Below are 21,932 nucleotides of genomic sequence, written 5' to 3'. Positions count from 1 at the left end.
ATGGCCGATGCAAAGGAAAAAAAGATGGAAGACTATCAGAAAGTCCTGATGCTCACATCCCATCTCTTTGAGTATCCCGATGCTGCGTGGTGGCAGGAACTCCCTGACTGCCATAAGGCTTTGCAGGAAATTGAAGCCAAACAGCCCGTTTCCGTATTTTCGGACTTCCTCGACTTCGTGGAAAAGGACGGAGCCAAGGAATACGAAGACCTTTATGTGCGTTCCTTTGATTTCTCGCAGAATACGAATCTCTATCTGACGACGCAGGAACGCACGGACTTTGGCAAGCAGTCGGAAGAAATGCATCATTATAAAGAATTGTTCCTGATGAACGGTCTCGATGTCGAAAAGCAGCTGCCGGATTATCTGCCGGCCCTTTTGGAGCTCGCAGCTTCACTGCCGGCAGAAAAGGCTTCCCACGTGCTTGAAAAAATCAAGCCGCGCGTCGAGCTTCTGCGCTCGCGTTTCATCGAGGCAAAGCTGCCGCATGCGTTTCTTCTGGACCTCGTGTTGACGGAAACGGCAGGATTGGAGGCATATCATGCATGAATTTTTCTACGGCGTCCTGCCGTATATCGCCCTGACGATACTGATTGGCGGCACGATTGTCCGCTATACGGTATCGGAGCGCAATTGGACGACAAAATCAAGTGAATTTCTCGATAAAAAGAGCCTGAAGTGGGCGAACCCGATTTTTCATCTGGGCCTCTTGATGGCGTTTGGCGGCCATTTCATCGGTATTCTCGTACCGAAATTTGTCACGGAAGCAGCTGGTACGGACGAAGCGACGTATCACATGATTTCACTGGCCGGCGGTATTCCTGCGGCCATTCTGTTCCTCGGCGGCTTCCTCTGGCTCATGAAGCGCCGCTTCTTTGGCAGTGCCCGTATGCAGGTCAATACGAGCGCGACAGACAAGCTGCTTTATCTTTTGCTGCTGCTTGCCATCGTTTCGGGCACGACGGCTACGGTCATGAACATTTCAGCGGGCTTTGACTACCGCGAGAGTATCTCGCCGTGGTTCCGCTCCGTGCTCATGCTGTCTCCTGATGTGAGCCTGATGAAGGACGTGCCGGCTATCTTCCAGTTCCACATGTTCACGTGGATGATGGTGGCCATTGTCTTCCCGTTCTCGCGTCTTGTTCACTGTTTGAGCCTGCCGTTTGAATACCTCATGCGCAGCAATATCGTCTATCGCCGCAAATGAGAACATCGTAACGACATAAGTTCATATACGTAATGCAAATAAGCGAAGTCTACACAGGGCTTCGCTTATTTTTTGTAAACCTGTCAATCCAGTACAGATGATGGTATAATGAGAACATATTTGTTTTTCTGGGAGATGATAAAAATGGAAAATACAAAGATGAAGCGCGGCCTCAAGAACCGTCATCTGCAGATGATTGCCTTGGGCGGCGCCATCGGTACGGGGCTCTTTTACGGCTCGGCTTCGACGATTGCTCTCGCGGGTCCTGCCGTCATGCTCGCGTATCTGATTGGCGGCATCGTGATTTTTCTCATTATGCGCATGCTCGGAGAGATGGCCGTCGATGAGCCGGTATCGGGCTCGTTCAGTCATTATGCGACAAAGTACTGGGGGCGTTTCCCGGGATTTCTCTCGGGCTGGAATTATTGGTTCAATTACGTGCTCGTCTCTATGGCAGAGCTTACGGCCGTCGGCATTTATATGAATTTCTGGTTTCCTGACCTGCCGCAGTGGATTTCGTCGCTCGTCTGCCTCGTGGCCATCACGGCGCTCAATCTCGTCAACGTCAAGGCGTACGGCGAAGCGGAATTTTGGATGGCTCTCATCAAGATTGCCGCGATTGTCAGCATGATTCTCTTAGGCCTCGGCCTGCTCTTCACGAACGGGCAGCCGTTTCCGGAGAATTTCAGCAACATCTGGTCAAATGGCGGCTTTATGCCGAATGGCCTCTGGGGCCTCGCGCTTTCGATTGCCGTCGTCATGTTCTCGTTTGGCGGCATTGAGCTCATCGGCATCACGGCTGGTGAGGCAGAGGACCCTGACCGCACGATTCCGCGCGCTATCAATCAGGTCATTTGGCGCATCCTGATTTTCTACGTCGGCACGATGGTCGTGCTCATGGCCCTCTGGCCGTGGAACAAGGTCGGCATGGAGGCCAGCCCCTTCGTGCAGATCTTCAATAATGTCGGCATTCCGGCGGCTGCGCATATCCTCAATTTTGTCGTGCTGACGGCAGCCGTATCGGTCTACAATTCCGCGATTTACAGCAACAGCCGCATGCTCTACGGCCTTGCGGGCACGGGCGAGGCCCCGGCCTTTTTCCGCAAGCTCTCGAAACACGGCGTGCCGGTGCGCGGCATCCTCGTTTCCTCGGGCATCACGCTCATCGTCGTCGCGCTCAATTATTTCCTGCAGGGCCATGTCTTCATGTACCTCATGATGATTGCGACGTGTGCCGCTGTCATCAGCTGGGTCGTCATCTGCGTGACGCATTTGAAGTTCCGCGCTTACTGCCGCCTGCATCACAAAGATACGAAGTTCAAGGCCATCCTCTATCCATGGGCGAATTATCTGTCTCTCGTGTTCCTGGCCGGCGTCATCTTCTTTATGACGCAGATTCCTGACATGCAGCTCGCCGTGCTGTTCCTGCCCATCTGGCTGTTGGTGCTTTGGTTCGGCTATTGCCAGTACCGCAGACACAGAATGTAAGTTTCCTTCTAAAATAAAATATAAGTGGGATATAAGCAAAAAATTCCAGCCTTTTCAGGCTGGAATTTTTTTGCACATATGGGGATTCGCTGGAACAGTGAAGTGATAGGAATATAGGAATAAAGGTAAGGTTTTATTTTTTGAGCAGTTCGTTTTCGATGCGCTCGCGGGCCTGCGGTGCCCATTCATTCATCTTCTCCGGGAAACCGAAGATGGAGACGCAGGCGATGTTGTCGCCGCCGACTTTCGGAGCGTCCGGTTTGAGCTGCTTGTTGGCAAAATCCATCTCGCGCAGGGTCTCGAAGATGCCGTCAAAGTCGACATCGCCCATGCCGAGGTTCAGATGCTGATGGACGGAAACATCCTCGCGGCCGCGCTGGTTCAGGGACGGCGGGTTCAGGATGTAGCGGCAGTCGAGCGTCTGGTTGTACGTATCGGCAAAGAGTACGTGCGTGAGTTCGTCGCCGGCGTATTTGAGCATGTGGCGGACATCGCCTTTGCCCTGGTCGTAGAAGAAGCCGTGCGGGGAGGAGTAAACGTAGCCGAGGTTCTTGGAGCGGAAGGACTTGACCATGTCGCAGGTCTCGTCGTTGAGCTCGCAGAAGTCATATGGATGCGACTGAATCTCGACGCGCAGGCCTTCGCGCTCGATGATTGGCAGCAGCTCTTCCATGGAGCGGAACCACATGCCGTTGCAGATTTCCTGCTGATTCGGGTCGCCCGAGAGCTCCGTGTTGATGACCGGCACGCCCATGTTGACGGCAATCTCAATCATCTTTTTCCAGTTGGCAACGGCCATCTTGCGCTGCTCTTCGGTCGGACCGGACCAGCGGTAAACGCAGATGAACGAGGAAATCTCGACGCCCGTCTCCTTGAGGGCCTTGCGGTATTCTTCCTCGCATTCCTTGGAGAACAGCGGGTGTTTATAGAACGGATTGATGCGCGGATGCGGGGACTGCTCGATGTATTTATAGCCCCAGTCGGCAACCTGATGAACGAGATCGTTGATGCTCATCTGTTTGGACAGTACGTCGACATCAAATGCAATTTTCATGATAAACCCTCCAGATTGTAAACGATAAGAAACAATATGTACGGACAGCGTGATTATTTTTTGTTCAGCGCTGTTTTCTTGCTGTGCTTATAAAATACCATGATAAAAAGGCGTTGTCAAGAATGTTCAGACTATGCTGTGACCCTAGAAATGGCGCGGTTTTAGCAGGATTGTACAAGTATTTTTCAGCAGTGGCTGACAAAAGAAGCGGAAACAGCAGGATTGTGCAAGTTTGCTCTGAAAAAAATTTTTAAAAATTTTTTTGACGAGAAATAATAAAAAAGAATAATAAGGAAGCTGGACAAGATTGTACCATTTCTTCATGTGGACAGGCCTGTTTTGCCAGAAAGAAAGACAACATGGTGGAATTAATCAGGCATATTTCGACGTATAATGACAGCGTAAGGTCAAGCAAGACGAACAAACAAGGTCAAGCAAAACTTGGGAAGCAAATAAAAAGATCAGGGGAGGAATTTTTCATGGCAATCCATATTACAGGTGCTCCGTGCTGCTGGGGCGTCGATGACGTCAAGAATCCTTATCTGCCGCCCTGGCAGAAGGTCCTCTACGAAGCAGGACAGGCCGGCTATAAGGCCATTGAGCTTGGGCCGTATGGCTATCTGCCGCTCGATATCGATGTCGTGAGCAAAGAGCTCGAGAAGAATCACATCGGCATTGTGGCTGGCACGATCTTCGATAATCTGCTGGACGAAAACAATTATGAGAATGTCCTGCATCAGGTCGATGATATCTGCGGCATCATCACGAAGCTGCCAAAGCTGCCAACGGAACCCGGCCAGCGTTATCCGGCACCGTATCTCACTGTCATGGACTGGGGCCACGATGAGCGCGACTACAATGCCGGTCACAGCGACAGGGCACCGCGCCTCAGCGATGAAGACTGGGCGCGCATGATGAACCACATCAAGGGCATTGCCGAAAAGGCCGCTTCGTGGGGCGTCCGCGCTGTCGTTCATCCGCATGCCGGCGGCTACATTGAATTTGCCGACGAGATCGACAAATTAATGCGCGATATCCCGAAGGAAACGGCGGGGCTTTGCCTTGACACAGGCCATCTGCGCTATTCGGGCATGGACCCTGTAGAATGGCTGCGCAAGTACGCAGACCGTCTCGATTACGTTCATTTCAAGGATATCAACGAGAAGGTTTATAAAGAGGTCCTCTCCGAGCACATCCGTTTCTTCGAGGGCTGCGGCAAAGGTTCGATGTGTCCAATCGGCACGGGCATACTCGATTATCCGGCCATTTACAAGGTACTGACCGAAGAGATTCATTACAACGGTTATATCACGGTCGAGCAGGAGCGCGACCCGCGCAACGTGGCGACGAGCCTGCGTGATGTCAAGGCCAGCTGCGACTACCTGCACAGTCTCGGCTTTGAATAAAGAAGTTCAGAAATATCCATAAAATATACAAATCATTTGGGATGGGTTTTAGAAAAGACAAAGATAAAAGAAAAAGGAGCGTTTATCATGATTAACGGTGAAAAAGTACTCGATCATCCGATTCGTTGGGCTATGGTTGGCGGCGGCCGCGGCAGCCAGATCGGCTATATCCACAGAAGTGCCGCCCTGCGTGACCGTTCGTTTGAGCTCGTTGCCGGTGCTTTCGATATCAATCCGGAACGCGGCAAAGATTTCGGCATTCAGCTTGGTGTGGCTCCGGAACGCTGCTATCCGGATTACAAGACGATGCTGGCAGAAGAAGCAAAACGCAGCGCCGATGACCGCATTGAAGCTGTGACGATTGCCGTACCGAACGGCCTGCATTATGAAGTCTGCAAGGCTGTACTCGAAGCCGGCTTCCATGCTGTTTGTGAAAAACCGCTGTGCTTCACGACGGAGCAGGCTGAAGAGCTCGTTCACCTCGCTGACAGCAAAGGCCTCGTTGTCGGCGTAACGTATGGCTATTCCGGCCATCAGCTTATCGAGCAGGCCCGCCAGATGGTCATTCACGGCGACCTCGGTGAAATCCGCCTCATCAAGATGCAGTTCCCGTTTGGCGCTTACAACACGCCGGTCGAGGAGACGAACTCCGCAGCCCGCTGGCGCATGGACCCTGCTAAGGCCGGCCCATCCTTTGTCCTCGGTGACGTTGGCACGCATCCGCTGTTCCTTGCTGAGACGATGGTACCGGATTTTGAAATCGAGAACCTCATGTGCACGACGAAATCCTTTATCCCGACGCGCAAACTCGAGGACAATGCCTTTGTTATCATGAACCTCAAGGGCGGCGCACAGGCCACCTGCTGGGCTTCTGCCATCAACTGCGGCGCGCTGCACGGCCAGAAAGTCCGCATCGTCGGCTCGAAGGCTTCTGTCGAATGGTACGATGAACGCCCGAATCAGCTGACGTATGAGATTGAGGGCGAGCCTGTCCGCATTCTCGAGCGCGGCGGTGCTTACCTCTATCCGTCGGCACGAGCAGAAGACCGCATCAGCGGCGGCCACACGGAAGGTCTGTTCGATGCATGGTCGAATCTCTACCGCCGCTTTGCCATCGCCATGGAAAAGGCCAATAAGGGAGAGAAAGTCGACTTCTGGTATCCGGATGTCCATGCCGGTGCCGAAGGCGTCAAGTGGGTTGAAAAGTGCGTAGAATCCGCAAAGAAAGGCTCCGTCTGGGTCAAGTACTAAGTTATACCCTGCAAACCCAAAAATATCCTGACTGCTGTACAGAAAATGCCGCTCTTTTTAGAACGGCATTTTTTTGATTAGTTGACTGAAAATCAGATTTTGCGATAGGCCTTGCGGTAATCGCGCGGTGACATGTTCGTGATTTTATGGAAGGCTTTGTTGAAATAACTGGAGCTGTTATAGCCCGTGCGGATGGCGATTTCCGTAATTGGCAGCGAGGTATCGATGAGGAGAGTCTGGGCTTCGCCGATGCGTCGGCGCGTGATGTACTGCAGCGGCGCGTAGCCGCTGGATGCCTTGAAGGCATGGGCAAGATGATAGGTGCTGATGTGAAACTTGCGGGCGAGCTCGTCGAGTGAGATGTTTTCATCGTAATGTGCATCGAGATGACTGCGCACAGCGTCCATGAGATTATGTTCCTCGGGCGGCAGTACAACGCTTTGCTTCGTGAGCTCCATAATAAGCAGCAGGAACGAACAGAGCAGGTGATTGATGCTTTCTTCCGGATGAAAACCTTTTCCCAAAGCACAGCGCTGCATGAGCTCGAGCAGCTGGCAGAAATAAGGAAAGAGGCAATCTGTTTTTTGTACAGGCAGCATGCCTTTTTTTAGGAACTGTCCTGCAGGCAGGGGCGGGAGCTGCAGGCCGCGGACAGCACCGGAATAAATCGAAAGATTGCGGTTGGCCGGTGAAGATTCATCGTGCATGACATTTTCGCCAATCAGCAGCAGGTCGCCTTTTTCTGTGAAGTAGCGCTGTCCATCGATGATGTGAATGCCGCTGCCTTCCGTAATCAGGATGAATTCGGCTACATCCTGATGGCGGTGCATGGTGCGCGGCATGGAAGTATACGGTGTTTTGGCATGGTAAAATGTCACAAGCCGCGGCATGTTTTCTTTTGTGAATACAGAAGTATATTTTTCTGGAATGAAGGCCATGAAACCCCTTCCTTTCTAATTATCGGTGGTTCATTGGCGGCAGACCCCGCCTGCAGGCCAGGCCTGCTGAATTTGTCAGCATATTGCCGCAATGGGCGGATTTTCTGCGTGTTGTGAATTTCTTACTTCTATTTTAACAAATCTGCTGATTTTGGGCTAGAAGGCAGTGGAATTTTTGGAAACAGTGTAGTATATTGTAAGTATGAAATAAGGAAATCAGGGAAATTTTGATAGTATATTCATTGTGTATATGGAGGAACGCTATATGGAAAAACATACGTTGATTGCAATTTCGCGTCAGTTCGGCAGCGGCGGCCGTGAGGTCTCCAAAATCGTCGCAGAGAAACTCGGTGTACGCCGTTATGACAAGAAGGTTGTCGAGATGGCTGCTGACAACATCGATGGCGGCATGGACCCAGAGGAAGCCGTAGAGCTTTCTTACAACACGCCGTCCAACTGCATGGGCAATCTCGGTGATTACGGCTACGAGCGTGTTTCGCGCCACAACCGCATGTACATCGAGCAGGCAAAGGTCATCCTCGGTGTTGCCAAAAAAGAAAGCGCCGTTTTCCTCGGCCGCTGCGCAGACTATATCCTCAGAGACAATCCGGACTGCTATTCGTTCTTCATCTATGCAGACGATGAATTCCGCAAAGAGCGTGCTAAGACGGATTACAACGGCGCATCGCTTGAAGACCTCAACAAGGAAGAGAAACGCCGCAAACAGTATTATGAGTTCTACACGGGCCAGACCTGGGGTGCTCCGCAGCACTATGATCTCATGATCAATACGTCGCATCTGTCCCTCGAAGATGCTGCGGATCTCATCATCGACTATATTAAGAAGAATCCAAGAGGCTGAGAGGCCGCTTGCTGAGAAGAACTGCTGCTTTGCGGCAGTTCTTTTTTCTTTCGAATTCGTACAGATGACAGACAGGAAAGAGCCAACTCTGATTAATAAATTGTGATTATGACGATGACTTTTCAGAATAAATTTATTTTAGGAGAATTTGGTGGAAATGGTTTTACTTATCCGCCTAAACAGTGTAGAATAAAACTGTACAGAGGAATTTTCCTCGTTTTGTTCAGGCCGGGACAGGATGCCGCTGCGAATCGGTGCGCGGCTGTATCCGTCTAAATATAGTAGGGTAATGTAAAAAGAATAGGTGGGGATTAACACATGTTAAAGAAGACGAAAATTATCTGCACGCAGGGTCCTGCTACGGAGAGACCGGGCGTAGTTGATGCCTTGATCGCAAATGGTATGAACTGTGCACGTTTCAACTTCTCCCATGGTGACCATGCAGAGCATCTGAACCGCATCAACATGGTACGTGAAGCGGCTAAGAAAGCTGGCAAAGTCATTTCCCTGATCCTCGACACGAAGGGACCAGAGATGCGTCTTGGCGAGTTCAAAGATGGCAAGGTTATGCTCGAAAAGGGCAACAAGTTCACGCTGACGTATGAGGATATCCCGGGCGATGAGACGCATGTATCGGTCAACCATAAGGGCCTTTACACGGAAGTAAAGCCGGGCGATACGCTGCTCCTCTCCGACGGCCTCGTCGCACTGAAGGTTGACGAGATCCGTGGCAAGGACATCATCACGACGATTCAGAACAGCGGCAAGATGAGCACGAAGAAACGCGTTGCTGCTCCGGGCGTCTCCCTCGGCCTGCCGCCAATCTCCGAGCAGGATGCGAAGGATATCGTCTTTGGCTGCGAGCAGGACATGGACTTTGTCGCTGCTTCCTTCATCCAGCGTCCTGAGGACGTTCTCGCTATCCGCAAACTTATCGAAGAGCACGGCGGCCACATGGAGATTCTGCCGAAGATCGAGAACCTCGAAGGCGTTAAGAACTTCGATGCCATCCTCGAGGTTTCGGACGGCATCATGGTTGCTCGCGGCGACCTTGGCGTAGAGGTTCCGGCAGAGGACGTTCCTCTGATTCAGAAATCCATCATCCGCAAGTGCAACAAGGCCGGCAAGCCGGTTATCGTCGCTACGCAGATGCTCGATTCCATGGAGCGCAACCCGCGTCCGACGCGTGCAGAAGTTTCTGATGTCGGCAATGCCATCCTCGATGGTACGGATGCTATCATGCTTTCCGGTGAGACGGCTTCCGGTGACTATCCGATTGAGGCTGTTTCGACGATGAACCGCATCGCTCTGCGCATGGAAGAATCCCTGGAATACAAGAACCTCTTTGTTGAGCGCGGCTTCGAGCACAGCCAGAGCCGTACGCGTGCCGTTGCTCATGCTACGGTACAGATGGCTTATGAACTGGAAGTTCCGGCTATCATCACGCCGACCGACAGCGGCTACACGACGAAAATCGTTTCCCGCTACCGTCCGAAAGCAGCTATCGTTGCTTATACGCCGCATGAGAAGGTCGTCCGTCAGCTCAACCTGCGCTGGGGCGTATATCCGATTCTCGGCACGCAGTGGCATGATGTCGATGAGATGATCACGAATGCTGTTTCCGCAGCCGTCAAAGACGGTTTCGTTAAACGCGGCGATACGACGATCATCACGTCCGGCATCAAGCTCCAGAGCAAGACGAGTGTCGGCAATAACACGAACATGATTCGCGTTTACAAGATCTGACAGGATTCTGTCTTGGCAGAACGTTTGTCTTGACTTTTGGCAAAGCCATCGGAGATTTTCTCCGGTGGCTTTTCTTTTATAAATGGACAAATGTATTTTTTGAACATATATAAATGTTATAAATATATAAATCGAAATTTTTTTCTAAAAATTATTGAGAAATATGTTACGATGTGATATGATGTAAATAGAGTTGGAATAAATAAAAGGAGGAGTATCTATGGGTTGGCTGGATACGATGACGCCGAAGCCGGACCGCAGCCGTCACAGCAGTGATGATTATATGTACATGGTGCATGGCTCATATACCGTAGCTAAGGCAGAGAACAATACCGTTTATTTTTCCGCAAAATATTCTAGTAAATGCTATAATGGCATTCCTCTTTCGAGACAGAAGACTGAAAATGATTCAGCAGCAATGCGGGAGAATTGATGGCAACCGAAAGATGAACAAAGCAGACAATGCAGCACACGACGTACAACGATTTGCATGGAATGGCTGGAACCTTTCAAGGAAAAGGTTTCAGCCATTTTTATTGCGGAAAGAATGGGTTGTATGGTATGATTAGAAGAGTAATTTGTATGTAATTTTAAGGGGGCCAATCTTTTGCTTACCATTTTGATGATATTGGATGCCATCGTCTGCATCATCCTGATTGCGTCGATTCTCGGTCAGGAGGCAAAATCCGCTGGTATGGGCGGCATGGGCGGCGGTGCCGATACCGTATTCTCGAGCAAGGCTCGCGGTATGGACGCACTTTTAGCACGCGTGACCGTAATCTTTGCCATCCTGTTTGCTGTCATCACGATTGTGATTGCACGTATGACGAATTGATTGAGGAAAATCCCCTGCTTTTGAGCAGGGGAAATTTTCTTGCAGAGGGGGTGTAAGAGATGATCACGGAGGGAGCAGAGCCTTTTTTCCTGCCCGGAGGCAGGACGGGCGTTCTGCTCATTCATGGCTTTACCGGTGTTCCGGCTGAACTTTTGCTGATGGGCAGATACCTGCAGGCAAAAGGATTCAGTGTACTTGGTGTAAGGCTGGCCGGCCACGGTACAACGGTCAAGGATATGAGCCATATGACAGGCGAGGACTGGCTGGATTCTGCGCGTGACGGCTATGCGCTTCTGCGCGGCTGCTGTGACCACATCATCGCAGCAGGTCATTCGATGGGCGGTATTTTGGCGCTGCTGCTGGCGGCTGAAAAAGAAACGGCTGGGGTCATCTCGATGTCAGCTCCTATCTATATCGCGGAAGAGCGCGGCATCTCCATGCTGCCGCCGCGTGAAGCCTGCTTGAACCGGTTTGTCCCCAAGGCAAGGCGCAGACTCCGCGATGTGCCGCCAGCTGTGAATCAGACCTATCGCTGTATGCCGCTCATGGGGGTCTATGAGATGCTCGACCTCATTGAACGCGCCAAAAAACTTTTGCCATCGATTAAAGTGCCGGCCCTTATCCTGCACAGTCTCAATGACAGGACGGCCGATGCGGAAAGCGCACTGTATATCCGCGAAAATCTGGGCAGCAGTGAAAAATCGCTTGTCTGGCTTAAAATATCGGGCCATCTGATTCCGGTTGGGGAAGAACGGGACATTGTTTTCCGGGAGTCAGCAGGCTTTATCGAGCGGGTGACAGCTTCCGGCAATTTTCATCAGAGATGAATTTTGTCGTAAAAATAATCAGGATGAAAAAGAGAAACGGATTATAACGAATATATTGGAGAAAAAATATGGATTTAAAAGAACGTATTTTAGCGTATATGCATGAGGAGGCATATCGTCCGCTTTTGGCAGAGGATCTGGCTGAAGGCATGCACCTGACGACAGAAGAGCTCGTGGAGTTTGACCGGGCTTTGGAGGAACTGGAAAAAGAAGGAGCTGTCATCAAGAACCGCAGTGACCTTTATGGCATCCCGAGCCGCATGCACCTCGTCGTAGGCCGCTTGTCGATGACGGCCAAGGGCTTCGGCTTTATCATTCCGGATGTGCGCGATTCGGAAGAGGAGACAGACGTCTTTGTTCCCGGTACAGACCTCAATACGGCTATGCATGGCGACCGCGTTGTGGCCCGCGTGACGCCGGCTGCAGAAGAAGGGCGTTCGCGTGAGGGCGAGATCATCCGCATCCTTGAACGTGCCAATGAAAAAATTGTCGGCACATTTGAGAGCAGCAAGACCTTTGGCTTTGTGACACCGGACAATACGAAGCTCAGTCAGGATATCTTTGTGCCGAAGAAGGCCTTTCACGGTGCGAAGACGGGCAGCAAGGTCGTCGTCGAGATCACGAAGTGGCCGGACCGCCGCCGCAATGCGGAGGGCAAGGTCATCGAGGTGCTCGGCAAAGTCGGTGATCCGGGTGTCGATGTTCTGTCCGTCATGCGTCAGTATGACCTCTCGGAGACATTCCCGGAGGATGTTCAGGAAGCTGCCGACCATATGGAGCAGGAGCCATCGCCTGAGGAATACCGCGGCCGCCGCGACCGCCGCGACCTGCCCATTGTCACGGTCGACGGTGAGGACTCAAAGGACCTCGATGATGGTGTCTTTGCACGCCGCAACCCGGATGGTTCCTTCTTTCTCGGTGTGTACATCGCGGATGTCAGCTGGTATGTGCGCGAAAATCAGCCGCTTGACCGCGAGGCACGTGAGCGCGGCACGAGTGTTTACCTCGTCGACCGCGTCATTCCGATGCTGCCCAAGGAGCTCAGCAACGGCATCTGCAGTCTCAATGCCGGCGTTGACCGCCTGTCAATGGCCTGTGAGATGCAGATTTCACCGGAGGGCGAGGTCACGAGCTATGAAATCATCCCGACTGTCATCCATGTCTATCGCCGTCTGACGTACAATATTGTCAACAAAGTGCTCGTCACGAAGGAAGAGCCGTTCTATTCGGATAATCAGGATATCCGGGAAATGCTCATGACGCTCGAGGATCTGCGCAATGTCTTGAAGGCCAAGCGCCATCGCCGCGGCTCGATTGATTTCGACGTCCCGGAAGTCAAAGTCAAGCTCGATGAGCAGGGTCATCCGGTCGCGCTCATCAAGCGTGAGGGGTCTCTTGCTGAATCCATCATCGAGGAATGCATGCTGATTGCCAATGAGACAGTAGCGCGTCATATGGATACGAAACACCAGCCCTTCATGTACCGCGTGCATGAGCAGCCCTCGGATGAGAAAATTGAACGCCTCAATAACCTGTTGGGAGCTTTTGGCCTGTTCATCCATCCGTCGGAAACGGGTGACATTAAGCCCATGGACGTCCAGCAGGTGCTCGAGAAAGTCAAGGGCAGACCGGAGGAACGCATCATCAGCACGGTAGCCCTGCGTTCGATGCAGCAGGCCCGTTACAGCGACATGAGTCTCGGTCATTTTGGCCTGGCTGCACGCTATTATACGCATTTCACCTCGCCAATCCGCCGTTATCCGGACCTCATCGTGCACCGTTTGCTGCGTGAGACGTTTGCGACGGGGACAATTCCGGCTGAACGTCAGGCCAAGCTCCGCACGATGCTGCCGGAAATCGCCGATCATGCCTCAGAGCGTGAGCGCGTGGCCATTGAAGCCGAGCGTGAGACGACGGATATGAAGAAAATCGAGTACATGGCTCAGTTTGTCGGCGAGGAATTCTCCGGCATCATCAGCGGTGTTACGGCCTTCGGCATCTTTGTTGAGCTCGATAATGGCGTCGAGGGGCTCGTACATGTCTCGACGATGGTCAACGATTATTACGAATACCGCGAGGAGCAGTTTGCGATGGTCGGTGAGCGCACGAACAAGACGTATCGCCTTGGCGATGAAGTCGAAGTCCTGCTGGTCCGCGCCAATGTCGAAGAGCGCAATCTTGACTTCGTGCTCAAGGATAATGGCGCTTATGACCCGCTGGCCATGAAAAATGCCGTGCGCGGCGGACGCAGCAAGGGTGCGAAGCCTGCGCGCGATGATAAAAAGCAGTCTGGAACAAAGACGGTGGGAAGAGCAAATGGGCCGCAGACGGGCAAAAAACGTCCGCCGCGCCGTCCTGTCGACGACATCATTGCAGAACTGCCCTCGGATGGTTCCGATGAGAAAAAGTCGAAGAAAAAACGCGGTCATGGCAAAAAGAACCGCGGTGCTTCCGGCGAAAAGCTCTCTTTGCATGAAAGCCAGCACTGCAGTCAGTCAGAACACAGGCATAAGGATGACCGCAATGGCCGTCAAAAACGTGATGAACACGGCAGCCGTGCCCTGAATCGTCAGGAGCGGCGCGACCGTGAAAATGGCCGTGACCGCGATTATCACCGCGTGACTGTCACGGGGCTCAACAATGCCGTCTGGCCGGATCCGCCGGGCTATCACGAACAGAAACTGCGTGAAGAGACGAAAGCCGAAAAAGCAAAAAATGCGCCGAAGCATCGCCCGCGTCCGCATCGCAAGACAGAGGGCGGTACGGCTGCAAATAAATAAAAAGTGTCACTCAGGTGAGATAAATGGGAAGAAAGAATGCAGGTATCAAGACGGTCTGTGAAAATCGCAAGGCCCGTCATGATTATTTCATACATGAAACGTACGAGGCCGGCATTGCCCTGCAGGGAACGGAAGTCAAATCCCTGCGGGCTGGCCGTGCGAATCTCAAGGACAGCTATGCGAGCATCCAGAACAACGAGATTTTTGTAGAAAATATGCATATCAGTCCGTATGATCAGGGCAATATCTTCAATCATGATCCTTTGCGCCGCAGAAAACTCCTGATGCACAAAGCAGAGATCATCAAGCTTTTTGCCAAGACGCGCGAAAAGGGATTTACGCTCGTGCCGCTCAAGATTTACTTCAAGCATGGCCGCGCGAAAATGGAAATTGCGCTTGCATCGGGCAAGCACAATTACGACAAGCGTCAGGACCTTCATGAGAAGGCCGCCAAACGCGAAATTGAACGGGCTCTCAAGGACCGTCAGCGTTACTGATCAGCGTTATGAAAATGTGAATGCTTGTTTCAGGCATAAAAAAACCAGCCGTATGGCTGGTTTTTTTGATATGCTGTTTGTATCGGTGCGCTGTATCAGGCTTCGACTGGTTCCTGACGGGAATCTTCAATCTTGCCCTTCAGGTCGTGATCCGTCATAGCGCAGACGGCGGAGTCGGACCAGACGTTTTCTGCTGTTTCAATCATATCAATGATCGTGTAGATCGGCAGGATGACACCCATGAGGCCAAGCGGTGCGCCCAGAGAGCTCATGAGGGAAAGCGTCAGGAAGTAGCAGCCCATCGGGACGCCGGCATTGCCGATGGCAGCGAGCACGGCGACGAAGAGCCAAGTGATCATGGTGCCGAGAGAAAGGTCAAAACCGGCATTCTGCATGACAAACAAAGAGGTGACGAGAATGAAGGCCGCGCAGCCGTTCATGTTGATGGTCGTGCAGATTGGCAGGACGAAACGCGAGACGCGCGGATTGACCTTGAGGCGTGCTTCAGCAGAAGCCAGCGTGACAGGCAGCGTGCCGGCCGAGCTCTTCGTGAAGAGGGCAACGGCAATGGCCGGAGCCATTTTGCGGAAAACGTAGAGCGGATTGAGACCGCGGGCCAGCAGGAAAAGCGGAATGACAAGGAAGAACTGGATGAAATTGCCGCCGAGCACGACGAGCGTGTATTTGCCGAGTGCGCCGACGATGACGCCAGCTTCAATCTGCGAGGAGAGCTGTGCGGCAAAGGCGAGGATGCCGGCCGGCAGAGCCCAGAGCAGGGCACGGATCAGCGTGAACAGGAGTTCCTGCAGGCCATAAAGACCTTTTAAAAGGATTTCGCGGTTTTCCGTCTTCGGCATGAAGGCGAGGGCAAGGCCAACGGAAGCTGCAATCAGCATGACCGAAAGGACATTGCCGGCGAGGAACGGCTGCAAAATGTTATTCGGGATGACCGAGAGGAAGTGGTCGTAATAGGAGAGAGAGCCAAGTTTCTGCATCGGCACATCCGACGCACCGGCACCGATGATATCGGCCGGCAGATTGCCAGGAGCAATCCAGAGATAGAGAATCAGCCCGATGGAAGCAGCAGCAATGGTCGTCAGCAGCGTGTACGTCACGGCATGGGCGAAGATGCGGCCCGTATCCTTCTTGGCACCGAGTGCGGAGAGCGTCGTAATGACGGCCAGCGCGATCGTCGGTACGGCGATGAACTGGAACAGGCGGGTAAATACCGTAGCCACGAAGTTGAAGAGGTCGTTGAGCGCAGGAATCTGCAGCCAGCCGAGGATGGCACCGAGAATCAGGGCACCGAACCACAGAATCATCTGTTTGGCCTGGCCGCCTTGGCGTTTACGCAGAACTTCATCTTTGATGGAGTCGACCGATTTATTGTTCTGGTCAGACATAATATACCTTCTTTCTACATGATGAAATAAATTATGAAAAGCATATATGATTAATATGTCATTCATTATAAGATGCTTCTCAGTATCTGTCAAGAGATAAATATCACATTTATTTTTTTGACAGCGATAAAAAAGCGTTGCTATACTGGAAAGCGACGTGCAGTATATGTTTCTTATTGTACTATTTATATAGAAGAAAGGCGAATCGCATGATGACAGAAGAAATGAAATCAGGTCAGGAGCAGCCTGTCCATAAACGCAGAATTCATTACAGCGGCAAATATCCGCGCCATTTTGCGGAGAAATACAAGGAGCTCAATCCGGAAAAATATCAGGATGAAATCCGTCATGTGCTGGCAAAGGGAAATACACCGGCGGGCACACATATTCCCATCATGGTAAAGGAAATCCTCGATATTCTGGCCATCAAGCCGGGGGAACGGGGCTTTGACGCGACACTGGGGTATGGCGGCCATACCCTTGCGATGCTTGCGAAGCTGCAGGGCAAAGGTCATCTCTATGGCGGCGATGTCGACCCCATTGAGTCAAAAAAGACGGAAGCGCGCATTCGCGCCAAGGGATACGGCCCGGATATCTGGGAGAGGCGGCAAATGAATTTCTGCGAGATCGATAAGCTCGCGGAAGAAGTCGGGCCGTTTGATTTTGTTCTGGCTGACCTGGGCGTTTCTTCCATGCAGATTGACAATCCGGAGCGTGGTTTTACATACAAGTCGGATGGTCCGCTTGATTTGCGCCTGAACCCGCAGGCGGGCATTTCCGCGGCGGAGAGGCTGCAGCAAGTGAGCTTGGATGAGCTCATCGGCATGCTGCAGGAGAATGCCGATGAACCGTATGCTGAAGAAATTGCCAGACAGATTATCCGCACGGAGCGCCATCGTGCAATCCGGACGACACGGGAATTATATGAAGTCATTGAAAAAGCACTGCAGAAAGTCAGGCTGCAGCGCGACGAAAAGGGCAGACTGCCGGAGCGGCGCGACCTCATCCGCAGGAGCAGTGCGCGCGTCTTCCAGGCTTTGCGCATTGACATCAACCATGAATACGAAGTCCTTTATGAATTCATGGAAAAGCTGCCGGCAGCTCTCGCTCCGGGCGGCCGTGCAGCCATCCTGACGTTCCATTCCGGTGAAGACCGCATCGTCAAGAAGGCCTTCAAGACCTTTTATAAACAGGGAATTTATGAAGATATCGCGCGTGACGTCATCCGGCCGAGCCGTGAAGAGTGTTATGAGAACAGCCGTGCACATTCGACAAAGCTGCGCTGGGCAGTCAGGGCGAAATAAAAACGGGAAACGGCAGGTCGGATGCCTATGTGATTAGCTCACGGACGCATGCAAAATTCCTCATTATAATAAAAGTCATGATGTTATCGTGATGTTTGGAGGGATTCCTATGAAGACGGATGTTCTGATTATCGGTGCAGGGCCGGCCGGCGTGTCGGCTGCTCTTTATGCGCGCCGCGGCGGCCTTGATGTGACCATCGTGACAAAGGGCATTGAGACCGGTGGGCTTGCAAAGACGGATAAAATCGAGAATTATTATGGCTTTGCCGAGCCAATCGCGGGCAAAGAGCTCCTGCGGAGAGGTGCTGCCGGTGTCAAACGCCTTGGCGTACATATCGTGGAAGATGAGCTTTTGGGACTTGCCTTTAATGATACTTTTGATGGGTTTAAGGCGGAAGCCAGAGAGCATACTTTTTCTGCGCCGGCTGTCATACTGGCGGCCGGCGCGGCCCGCGCGACTTTGCCGCTTCCGGGCATCCGTGAATTTGAGGGCAGAGGCGTGAGCTACTGTGCCATCTGTGATGCGTTCTTTTTCCGCGGGAAGACCGTTGCCGTCATCGGTTCCGGAGAATATGCCCTGCATGAGGCGCAGGTCCTGCTGCCTCATGCGAAAAAAGTCCTGCTGCTGACCAATGGGGAAAAGCCGGCTGTTCGGCTTCCGGAGACTATCGAGCTGCACACCGAAAAACTGGCAGCCGTTGAAGGCCAAGACCGTGTTGAGCGCGTACGTCTGGCAGACGGCAGTGAGCTTCCTGTGGACGGTGTTTTTCTGGCCATTGGCACGGCTGGCAGCACGGAGCTCGCCCGTAAAATCGGAGCTTTGCTTGAAGGTTCGAATATCAAGACCGATGCCAAACAGGCGACAAATGTGCCCGGCCTTTTTGCGGCCGGCGACTGCACGGGAGGACTCCTGCAGGTGTCAAAGGCAGTCTATGAAGGCTCTGTCGCGGGACTTTCCGCTCTGCGCTATGTGCGGGAAAAGCAGAAAAAGGCGCAGAAGCAGTCTTGACGTACTTTTTAGCCGGTGTGTGGTATAATAAGAGTTCATTCGAGAAATTTTAGGAATAAGAAAGAAGGATGATCTCTTGACTACAAAGCGATGGCTCAGTGTATTGGGCTTTACGGTTTTCGGCACAGTGCTCTTTGCGAGCTGGCTGATTCCGGGACAAAATGGTTTTTGGTTCACGATTGATGCCAATGTATTTTTCTTTTTCAATCATCTGCTCGGCGAGAGCAAGGCATTCCTCTATCTCGTAGCTTTCACGAATCTGCGTCCTTTTGATGCCGTGGCTTTTCTCTTCATGCTCGGGATATTTTATCATTATTACCGGCAGCAGGATGCGAAGGGCAGGCGCTGGATGGTCTGCATTGGCCTGACGATGCTGGTCACTGCGGTGATTGCCAAGCAGTTCGACATGCTGCTGGGCTTTGAGCGCCCGAGTGCCACGAAATTCTTTACGCTGCAGGGCATCCCCGTGCTGCGTGTCTCGGAGCTTACGGGCTGGCCGGCCAAGGATTGGTCCAGCACGAGTTTCCCCGGAGACCATGGCATGATGCTGCTCATCTTCACGTTTTACATGCTGCGCTATTTCGGGAAAAAGGCCTTTGCAGCAAGTCTGCTGGTCGTCGTGATTTTCTCGCTGCCGCGCATCATGTCGGGCGCTCATTGGCTGACGGATGTCGTGGTCGGCGCGGGTTCCATCTGCAGCATTGTCCTCGCATGGATGCTGCTGACGCCGGCTTCTGACCGCGTCATCGGTTTCTTTGACCAGCATTTGCCTCATAGAAAAACAAAATAAACCATAAGTGCAGCGCGCAGAAAAAGCGGCCAGTTGCACTTATTTTTATCTCTGGAATATTTTTGCCTGCGGAGCTCTGTGTTATAATGAAAAGAAGGTGTTTTGAAAAAGGGTGAAGATACTTTGGAACAAAAGTCACTTGAACTACTGCAGACGAGTATCGCTCAGGGAGCTGACGGACTCGGAAATGATTTAAAGAAAATTCTAAAAAAACCATTTCTGCTGGTTACGGGGGATGGCAGGGAATACTATCCGGAAAAAATACCGGTGTCCGAGACCATTCGCAAGATTTTACAGCATTTGCCGTCTTTTACAGATGACCAGTACTACTATATGGAAGAAAGACGGCTGTTTGTCCTGCAGGTGAGCCTTGAAGACAGTGAGCTGCGCCTTTTCCTGTTCGTCAGCCGTGTTGCGGAAAAGGACATTGACGGACTACTGCAGACTGCTCTCACGGCACGTCTGGCCCTGATGTATTTTCTGCGCAGCAAGGTCGAAGTCGGACAGGAAATCAGCCGCGTGACAGATGAAATCCTGACCAGCGCCTTTGCTGGCGTGAAGTCAAGGCTGGAGAATCTTCTGCAGCAGAGCGGCATTGAATTGGATGAGAAGCAGTCTTACCGCGTCATGCTGGTGGAATCGGAAGAACAGCCGTTTGAATCCATTGAAGTGGATTTCAAGGCCAGTATTTTGCAGCTCATGCATCAGTACAATGATGCCATGGTCTGTCCTCTGGTATGGCATGGCCGTGGCGTTGTCATCATGCCGGAGATTGAGACCGTTCCAGAGCATCCGGTCCATGAACATGAACAATGCATGCACCGTATCCTGCAGCAGTGGCAGCGCGATTTTTCCAAGCGCCATCAACTGCTGCTCTCCTGCGGCATCGGGAATATGCATGCACTCTCTGACCTGCAGAAGAGCTACCGGGAGGCGCGTTTGGCACTTTCTTACGGCAGGACGAAGCATGAGCAGGGCTTTTTCCGCTATTATCATGACTGCGGCATCGTCAGCAATATTTTCGCCGGCGGAGTAGAGTCTGCTTTTGAGTTCTGCCGTACGGCTCTCGGCCGTCTGCTCGATTATGACGGTGAGAACGATGCAGACCTTTTGGCCACGCTGAAGCTCCTGCTGGAAACGAATTTCAATTATACGACGACGGCGGCAGAACTGTTCGTCCACGTCAATACGGTGCGTTACCGCAGCGATAAGATTGAACAGCTTTTGGCGCGCGACCTCAATGACCCGGATGTGCGGTTTAATCTTTACGCAGCGGTGCGCGTGCGTGAGATCCTCGTCGATATGCATATTCTGCCGAGCGGCTATGTCGGCAACGCAGGCAGTGTCCATGAGAAAATACACGGCGGGGAAGAGGCAGTAAGCCATTGACGCACAAACAGGGGCAACGATATAATATTTCTATGGCTTTTTCGTTGGGAAGCTCCTGCTGCCGGACGGATGGGGCAGGCAGGATGGAGTGAAAGAAAAAGAAATAGAGAGAAAGGAAGCACGAGATCTGTATGGAGCTGCAATGGGATGAAATAGCAGGGCATGAGGAGCAGAAAAAAGCTCTGCGTACGATGCTGCGCGAAGGCAGAATGCCGCATGCCCTGCTTTTTGCCGGTCCGGATGGCATTGGCAAGAAGATGCTCGCGCATGTCCTTGCGGCTGCGGTCCTTTGTGAAGGAGAAGAGGCCCCCTGTGGAAACTGTGCTTCATGTCAGGCTATGAGCCTTGGTTCGCATCCCGATTATCTTGAGGTCGTACCCGAGAAGAACGGCAAGTCCGCAGCACAGATCCGTATCGAGGCCATTCGTGCCATGCAGGTACAGGTCTCGCGTTATCCGGTCCTGTCAAAACGGCGTGTCGTGCTCATCGATGATGCAGACCGTATGAACGAGGCGGCAGAAAACAGCCTGCTGAAAACCCTGGAGGAGCCGGAAGGCCCCGTCACGTTTATTCTCGTCACGAGCGCCCGCAGCGCTTTGCTCGATACCATTCTTTCACGCTGTATGCCTGTGAATTTTGGCATGCTGGCTGCAGAGGATATTGAAAAAGTTCTTTTACAGCGTGATGTGCCAGCAGATGAGGCCGGGGTGCTGGCTGCGCTCGCAGACGGCAGCCCCGGGCGGGCTCTCACGCTGTTTGAGCATGAGGGCCTGCAGCTCCGGCAGGAAGTGCTGGCTTTTCTCAAGGCCCTGCCTCATCTCAATATGGAACAAATCTGGACGAAGTCAGCCGGGATGGGCGAACAGGACCGCGAGGTTCTGCGGGAATGGTTCCTGTATCTCAATATGATGCTGCGTGACCTGCTCATACTCATGGAAGATGGTGCAAGTCCCATGCTCTATCACCGGGACATCCGGCAGGATTTGCTGGCCATGCTGCCGGATTATCCGGAAGACAGGATTTTTTGCCTGTTGGAGGAGGTCCGCGAGGCACAGAAACGGCTGCTTTCAAACGCGAGTCCGCGCCTCTTAATGGAAGGTTTTTTTATTCGCACACGCGATATCATGATGCGTGTCAGTTGATATA

General features: G+C 52.3%; 20 protein-coding genes. 17 read left to right on the top strand and 3 right to left on the bottom strand.

What is annotated here, in order from left to right:
* From narJ to ACE419_RS02905, 3 genes are all read left to right on the top strand, one after another.
* Entirely contained in the window at positions 1–549 is a 549-nt protein-coding gene (gene narJ / locus ACE419_RS02915; protein ID WP_432646251.1) for a nitrate reductase molybdenum cofactor assembly chaperone, read from the top strand.
* Positions 542–1,207, top strand: coding sequence for a respiratory nitrate reductase subunit gamma (gene narI, locus ACE419_RS02910; RefSeq protein WP_432646250.1), 666 nt, complete (start codon positions 542–544; stop codon positions 1,205–1,207). The genes narJ and narI overlap by 8 nt, the downstream gene beginning before the upstream one ends.
* A gap of 135 nt (positions 1,208–1,342) precedes the next feature.
* Positions 1,343–2,695, top strand: coding sequence for an amino acid permease (locus tag ACE419_RS02905; RefSeq protein ID WP_432646249.1), 1,353 nt, complete (start codon positions 1,343–1,345; stop codon positions 2,693–2,695).
* A 133-nt stretch (positions 2,696–2,828) separates the two neighbouring features.
* Here ACE419_RS02905 and ACE419_RS02900 read toward each other — a convergent pair whose 3' ends face one another.
* On the bottom strand, positions 2,829–3,749 hold the full coding sequence (locus ACE419_RS02900) for a sugar phosphate isomerase/epimerase family protein (protein WP_295631236.1): 921 nt from the start codon (positions 3,747–3,749) through the stop codon (positions 2,829–2,831).
* A gap of 479 nt (positions 3,750–4,228) precedes the next feature.
* On the opposite strand from ACE419_RS02900, the gene ACE419_RS02895 reads away from it, so the two are divergent.
* Positions 4,229–5,155, top strand: a complete 927-nt coding sequence (locus tag ACE419_RS02895; protein WP_435720931.1) for a TIM barrel protein — start codon at positions 4,229–4,231, stop codon at positions 5,153–5,155.
* 87 nt (positions 5,156–5,242) lie between these two features.
* Positions 5,243–6,406, top strand: coding sequence for a Gfo/Idh/MocA family protein (locus ACE419_RS02890; RefSeq protein ID WP_432646247.1), 1,164 nt, complete (start codon positions 5,243–5,245; stop codon positions 6,404–6,406).
* A gap of 92 nt (positions 6,407–6,498) precedes the next feature.
* Here the strand turns inward: ACE419_RS02890 and ACE419_RS02885 are convergent, their stop codons facing one another.
* Positions 6,499–7,344 (bottom strand): AraC family transcriptional regulator, encoded by an 846-nt coding sequence (locus ACE419_RS02885; protein ID WP_435720929.1) that lies wholly within the window; start codon positions 7,342–7,344, stop codon positions 6,499–6,501.
* 265 nt (positions 7,345–7,609) lie between these two features.
* Here ACE419_RS02885 and ACE419_RS02880 point away from each other — a divergent pair, with 265 nt between their 5' ends.
* The 7 genes from ACE419_RS02880 to smpB all read left to right on the top strand — a co-directional run bounded on the left by ACE419_RS02880 (position 7,610) and on the right by smpB (position 14,891).
* The gene (locus tag ACE419_RS02880) at positions 7,610–8,206 is read left to right on the top strand and encodes a cytidylate kinase-like family protein (protein ID WP_435720928.1); all 597 of its coding nucleotides are present in this window, start codon (positions 7,610–7,612) and stop codon (positions 8,204–8,206) included.
* A gap of 318 nt (positions 8,207–8,524) precedes the next feature.
* Positions 8,525–9,952 carry a pyruvate kinase gene (gene pyk / locus ACE419_RS02875; RefSeq protein WP_432646134.1) on the top strand — a complete coding sequence of 476 codons (1,428 nt, stop codon included), beginning with the start codon at positions 8,525–8,527 and terminating at the stop codon, positions 9,950–9,952.
* Between the two features lie 220 nt (positions 9,953–10,172).
* Complete coding sequence (locus ACE419_RS02870; RefSeq protein ID WP_432646135.1) at positions 10,173–10,385, top strand: hypothetical protein; 213 nt, start codon at positions 10,173–10,175, stop codon at positions 10,383–10,385.
* Positions 10,386–10,574: 189 nt separating this feature from the next.
* Positions 10,575–10,787: a preprotein translocase subunit SecG gene (secG, locus tag ACE419_RS02865; protein WP_295631409.1), complete on the top strand. Its 213-nt coding sequence runs from the start codon at positions 10,575–10,577 to the stop codon at positions 10,785–10,787.
* A gap of 59 nt (positions 10,788–10,846) precedes the next feature.
* Positions 10,847–11,614, top strand: a complete 768-nt coding sequence (locus ACE419_RS02860; RefSeq protein ID WP_435720927.1) for an alpha/beta hydrolase — start codon at positions 10,847–10,849, stop codon at positions 11,612–11,614.
* A gap of 68 nt (positions 11,615–11,682) precedes the next feature.
* Complete coding sequence (gene rnr / locus ACE419_RS02855; RefSeq protein WP_432646137.1) at positions 11,683–14,394, top strand: ribonuclease R; 2,712 nt, start codon at positions 11,683–11,685, stop codon at positions 14,392–14,394.
* Positions 14,395–14,417: 23 nt separating this feature from the next.
* Complete coding sequence (gene smpB / locus ACE419_RS02850; protein WP_432646138.1) at positions 14,418–14,891, top strand: SsrA-binding protein SmpB; 474 nt, start codon at positions 14,418–14,420, stop codon at positions 14,889–14,891.
* A gap of 95 nt (positions 14,892–14,986) precedes the next feature.
* Here smpB and ACE419_RS02845 read toward each other — a convergent pair whose 3' ends face one another.
* Positions 14,987–16,294 carry a dicarboxylate/amino acid:cation symporter gene (locus ACE419_RS02845; RefSeq protein WP_435720926.1) on the bottom strand — a complete coding sequence of 436 codons (1,308 nt, stop codon included), beginning with the start codon at positions 16,292–16,294 and terminating at the stop codon, positions 14,987–14,989.
* 209 nt (positions 16,295–16,503) lie between these two features.
* Here ACE419_RS02845 and rsmH point away from each other — a divergent pair, with 209 nt between their 5' ends.
* The 5 genes from rsmH to holB all read left to right on the top strand — a co-directional run bounded on the left by rsmH (position 16,504) and on the right by holB (position 21,928).
* The gene (gene rsmH, locus ACE419_RS02840; protein WP_503128867.1) at positions 16,504–17,598 is read left to right on the top strand and encodes a 16S rRNA (cytosine(1402)-N(4))-methyltransferase RsmH; all 1,095 of its coding nucleotides are present in this window, start codon (positions 16,504–16,506) and stop codon (positions 17,596–17,598) included.
* A 109-nt stretch (positions 17,599–17,707) separates the two neighbouring features.
* Positions 17,708–18,607 carry an NAD(P)/FAD-dependent oxidoreductase gene (locus ACE419_RS02835; protein ID WP_435720925.1) on the top strand — a complete coding sequence of 300 codons (900 nt, stop codon included), beginning with the start codon at positions 17,708–17,710 and terminating at the stop codon, positions 18,605–18,607.
* 76 nt (positions 18,608–18,683) lie between these two features.
* Positions 18,684–19,397 carry a phosphatase PAP2 family protein gene (locus tag ACE419_RS02830; protein ID WP_435720924.1) on the top strand — a complete coding sequence of 238 codons (714 nt, stop codon included), beginning with the start codon at positions 18,684–18,686 and terminating at the stop codon, positions 19,395–19,397.
* 123 nt (positions 19,398–19,520) lie between these two features.
* Positions 19,521–20,786, top strand: coding sequence for a PucR family transcriptional regulator (locus tag ACE419_RS02825; protein ID WP_435720923.1), 1,266 nt, complete (start codon positions 19,521–19,523; stop codon positions 20,784–20,786).
* Positions 20,787–20,917: 131 nt separating this feature from the next.
* On the top strand, positions 20,918–21,928 hold the full coding sequence (gene holB / locus ACE419_RS02820; protein WP_435720922.1) for a DNA polymerase III subunit delta': 1,011 nt from the start codon (positions 20,918–20,920) through the stop codon (positions 21,926–21,928).
* Positions 21,929–21,932 lie beyond the last annotated feature (4 nt).

Source organism: Mitsuokella apri, assembly GCF_047974105.1.
Taxonomy (GTDB): domain Bacteria; phylum Bacillota; class Negativicutes; order Selenomonadales; family Selenomonadaceae; genus Mitsuokella.
This window is presented reverse-complemented; position numbering and strand designations above follow the sequence as displayed.

Bases quoted from the DNA above. Each gene is read 5' to 3' on its own strand.
- narJ (WP_432646251.1), top strand. From the start codon at position 1: ATGGCCGATGCAAAGGAAAAAAAGATGGAAGACTATCAGAAAGTCCTG.
- narI (WP_432646250.1), top strand. From the start codon at position 542: ATGCATGAATTTTTCTACGGCGTCCTGCCGTATATCGCCCTGACGATA.
- ACE419_RS02900 (WP_295631236.1), bottom strand. From the start codon at position 3,749: ATGAAAATTGCATTTGATGTCGACGTACTGTCCAAACAGATGAGCATC.
- pyk (WP_432646134.1), top strand. From the start codon at position 8,525: ATGTTAAAGAAGACGAAAATTATCTGCACGCAGGGTCCTGCTACGGAG.
- ACE419_RS02890 (WP_432646247.1), top strand. From the start codon at position 5,243: ATGATTAACGGTGAAAAAGTACTCGATCATCCGATTCGTTGGGCTATG.
- rsmH (WP_503128867.1), top strand. From the start codon at position 16,504: ATGATGACAGAAGAAATGAAATCAGGTCAGGAGCAGCCTGTCCATAAA.
- secG (WP_295631409.1), top strand. From the start codon at position 10,575: ATGATATTGGATGCCATCGTCTGCATCATCCTGATTGCGTCGATTCTC.
- ACE419_RS02895 (WP_435720931.1), top strand. From the start codon at position 4,229: ATGGCAATCCATATTACAGGTGCTCCGTGCTGCTGGGGCGTCGATGAC.
- ACE419_RS02870 (WP_432646135.1), top strand. From the start codon at position 10,173: ATGGGTTGGCTGGATACGATGACGCCGAAGCCGGACCGCAGCCGTCAC.
- smpB (WP_432646138.1), top strand. From the start codon at position 14,418: ATGGGAAGAAAGAATGCAGGTATCAAGACGGTCTGTGAAAATCGCAAG.
- ACE419_RS02905 (WP_432646249.1), top strand. From the start codon at position 1,343: ATGATAAAAATGGAAAATACAAAGATGAAGCGCGGCCTCAAGAACCGT.
- ACE419_RS02880 (WP_435720928.1), top strand. From the start codon at position 7,610: ATGGAAAAACATACGTTGATTGCAATTTCGCGTCAGTTCGGCAGCGGC.
- ACE419_RS02835 (WP_435720925.1), top strand. From the start codon at position 17,708: ATGAAGACGGATGTTCTGATTATCGGTGCAGGGCCGGCCGGCGTGTCG.
- ACE419_RS02885 (WP_435720929.1), bottom strand. From the start codon at position 7,344: ATGGCCTTCATTCCAGAAAAATATACTTCTGTATTCACAAAAGAAAAC.
- rnr (WP_432646137.1), top strand. From the start codon at position 11,683: ATGGATTTAAAAGAACGTATTTTAGCGTATATGCATGAGGAGGCATAT.
- holB (WP_435720922.1), top strand. From the start codon at position 20,918: ATGGAGCTGCAATGGGATGAAATAGCAGGGCATGAGGAGCAGAAAAAA.
- ACE419_RS02860 (WP_435720927.1), top strand. From the start codon at position 10,847: ATGATCACGGAGGGAGCAGAGCCTTTTTTCCTGCCCGGAGGCAGGACG.
- ACE419_RS02845 (WP_435720926.1), bottom strand. From the start codon at position 16,294: ATGTCTGACCAGAACAATAAATCGGTCGACTCCATCAAAGATGAAGTT.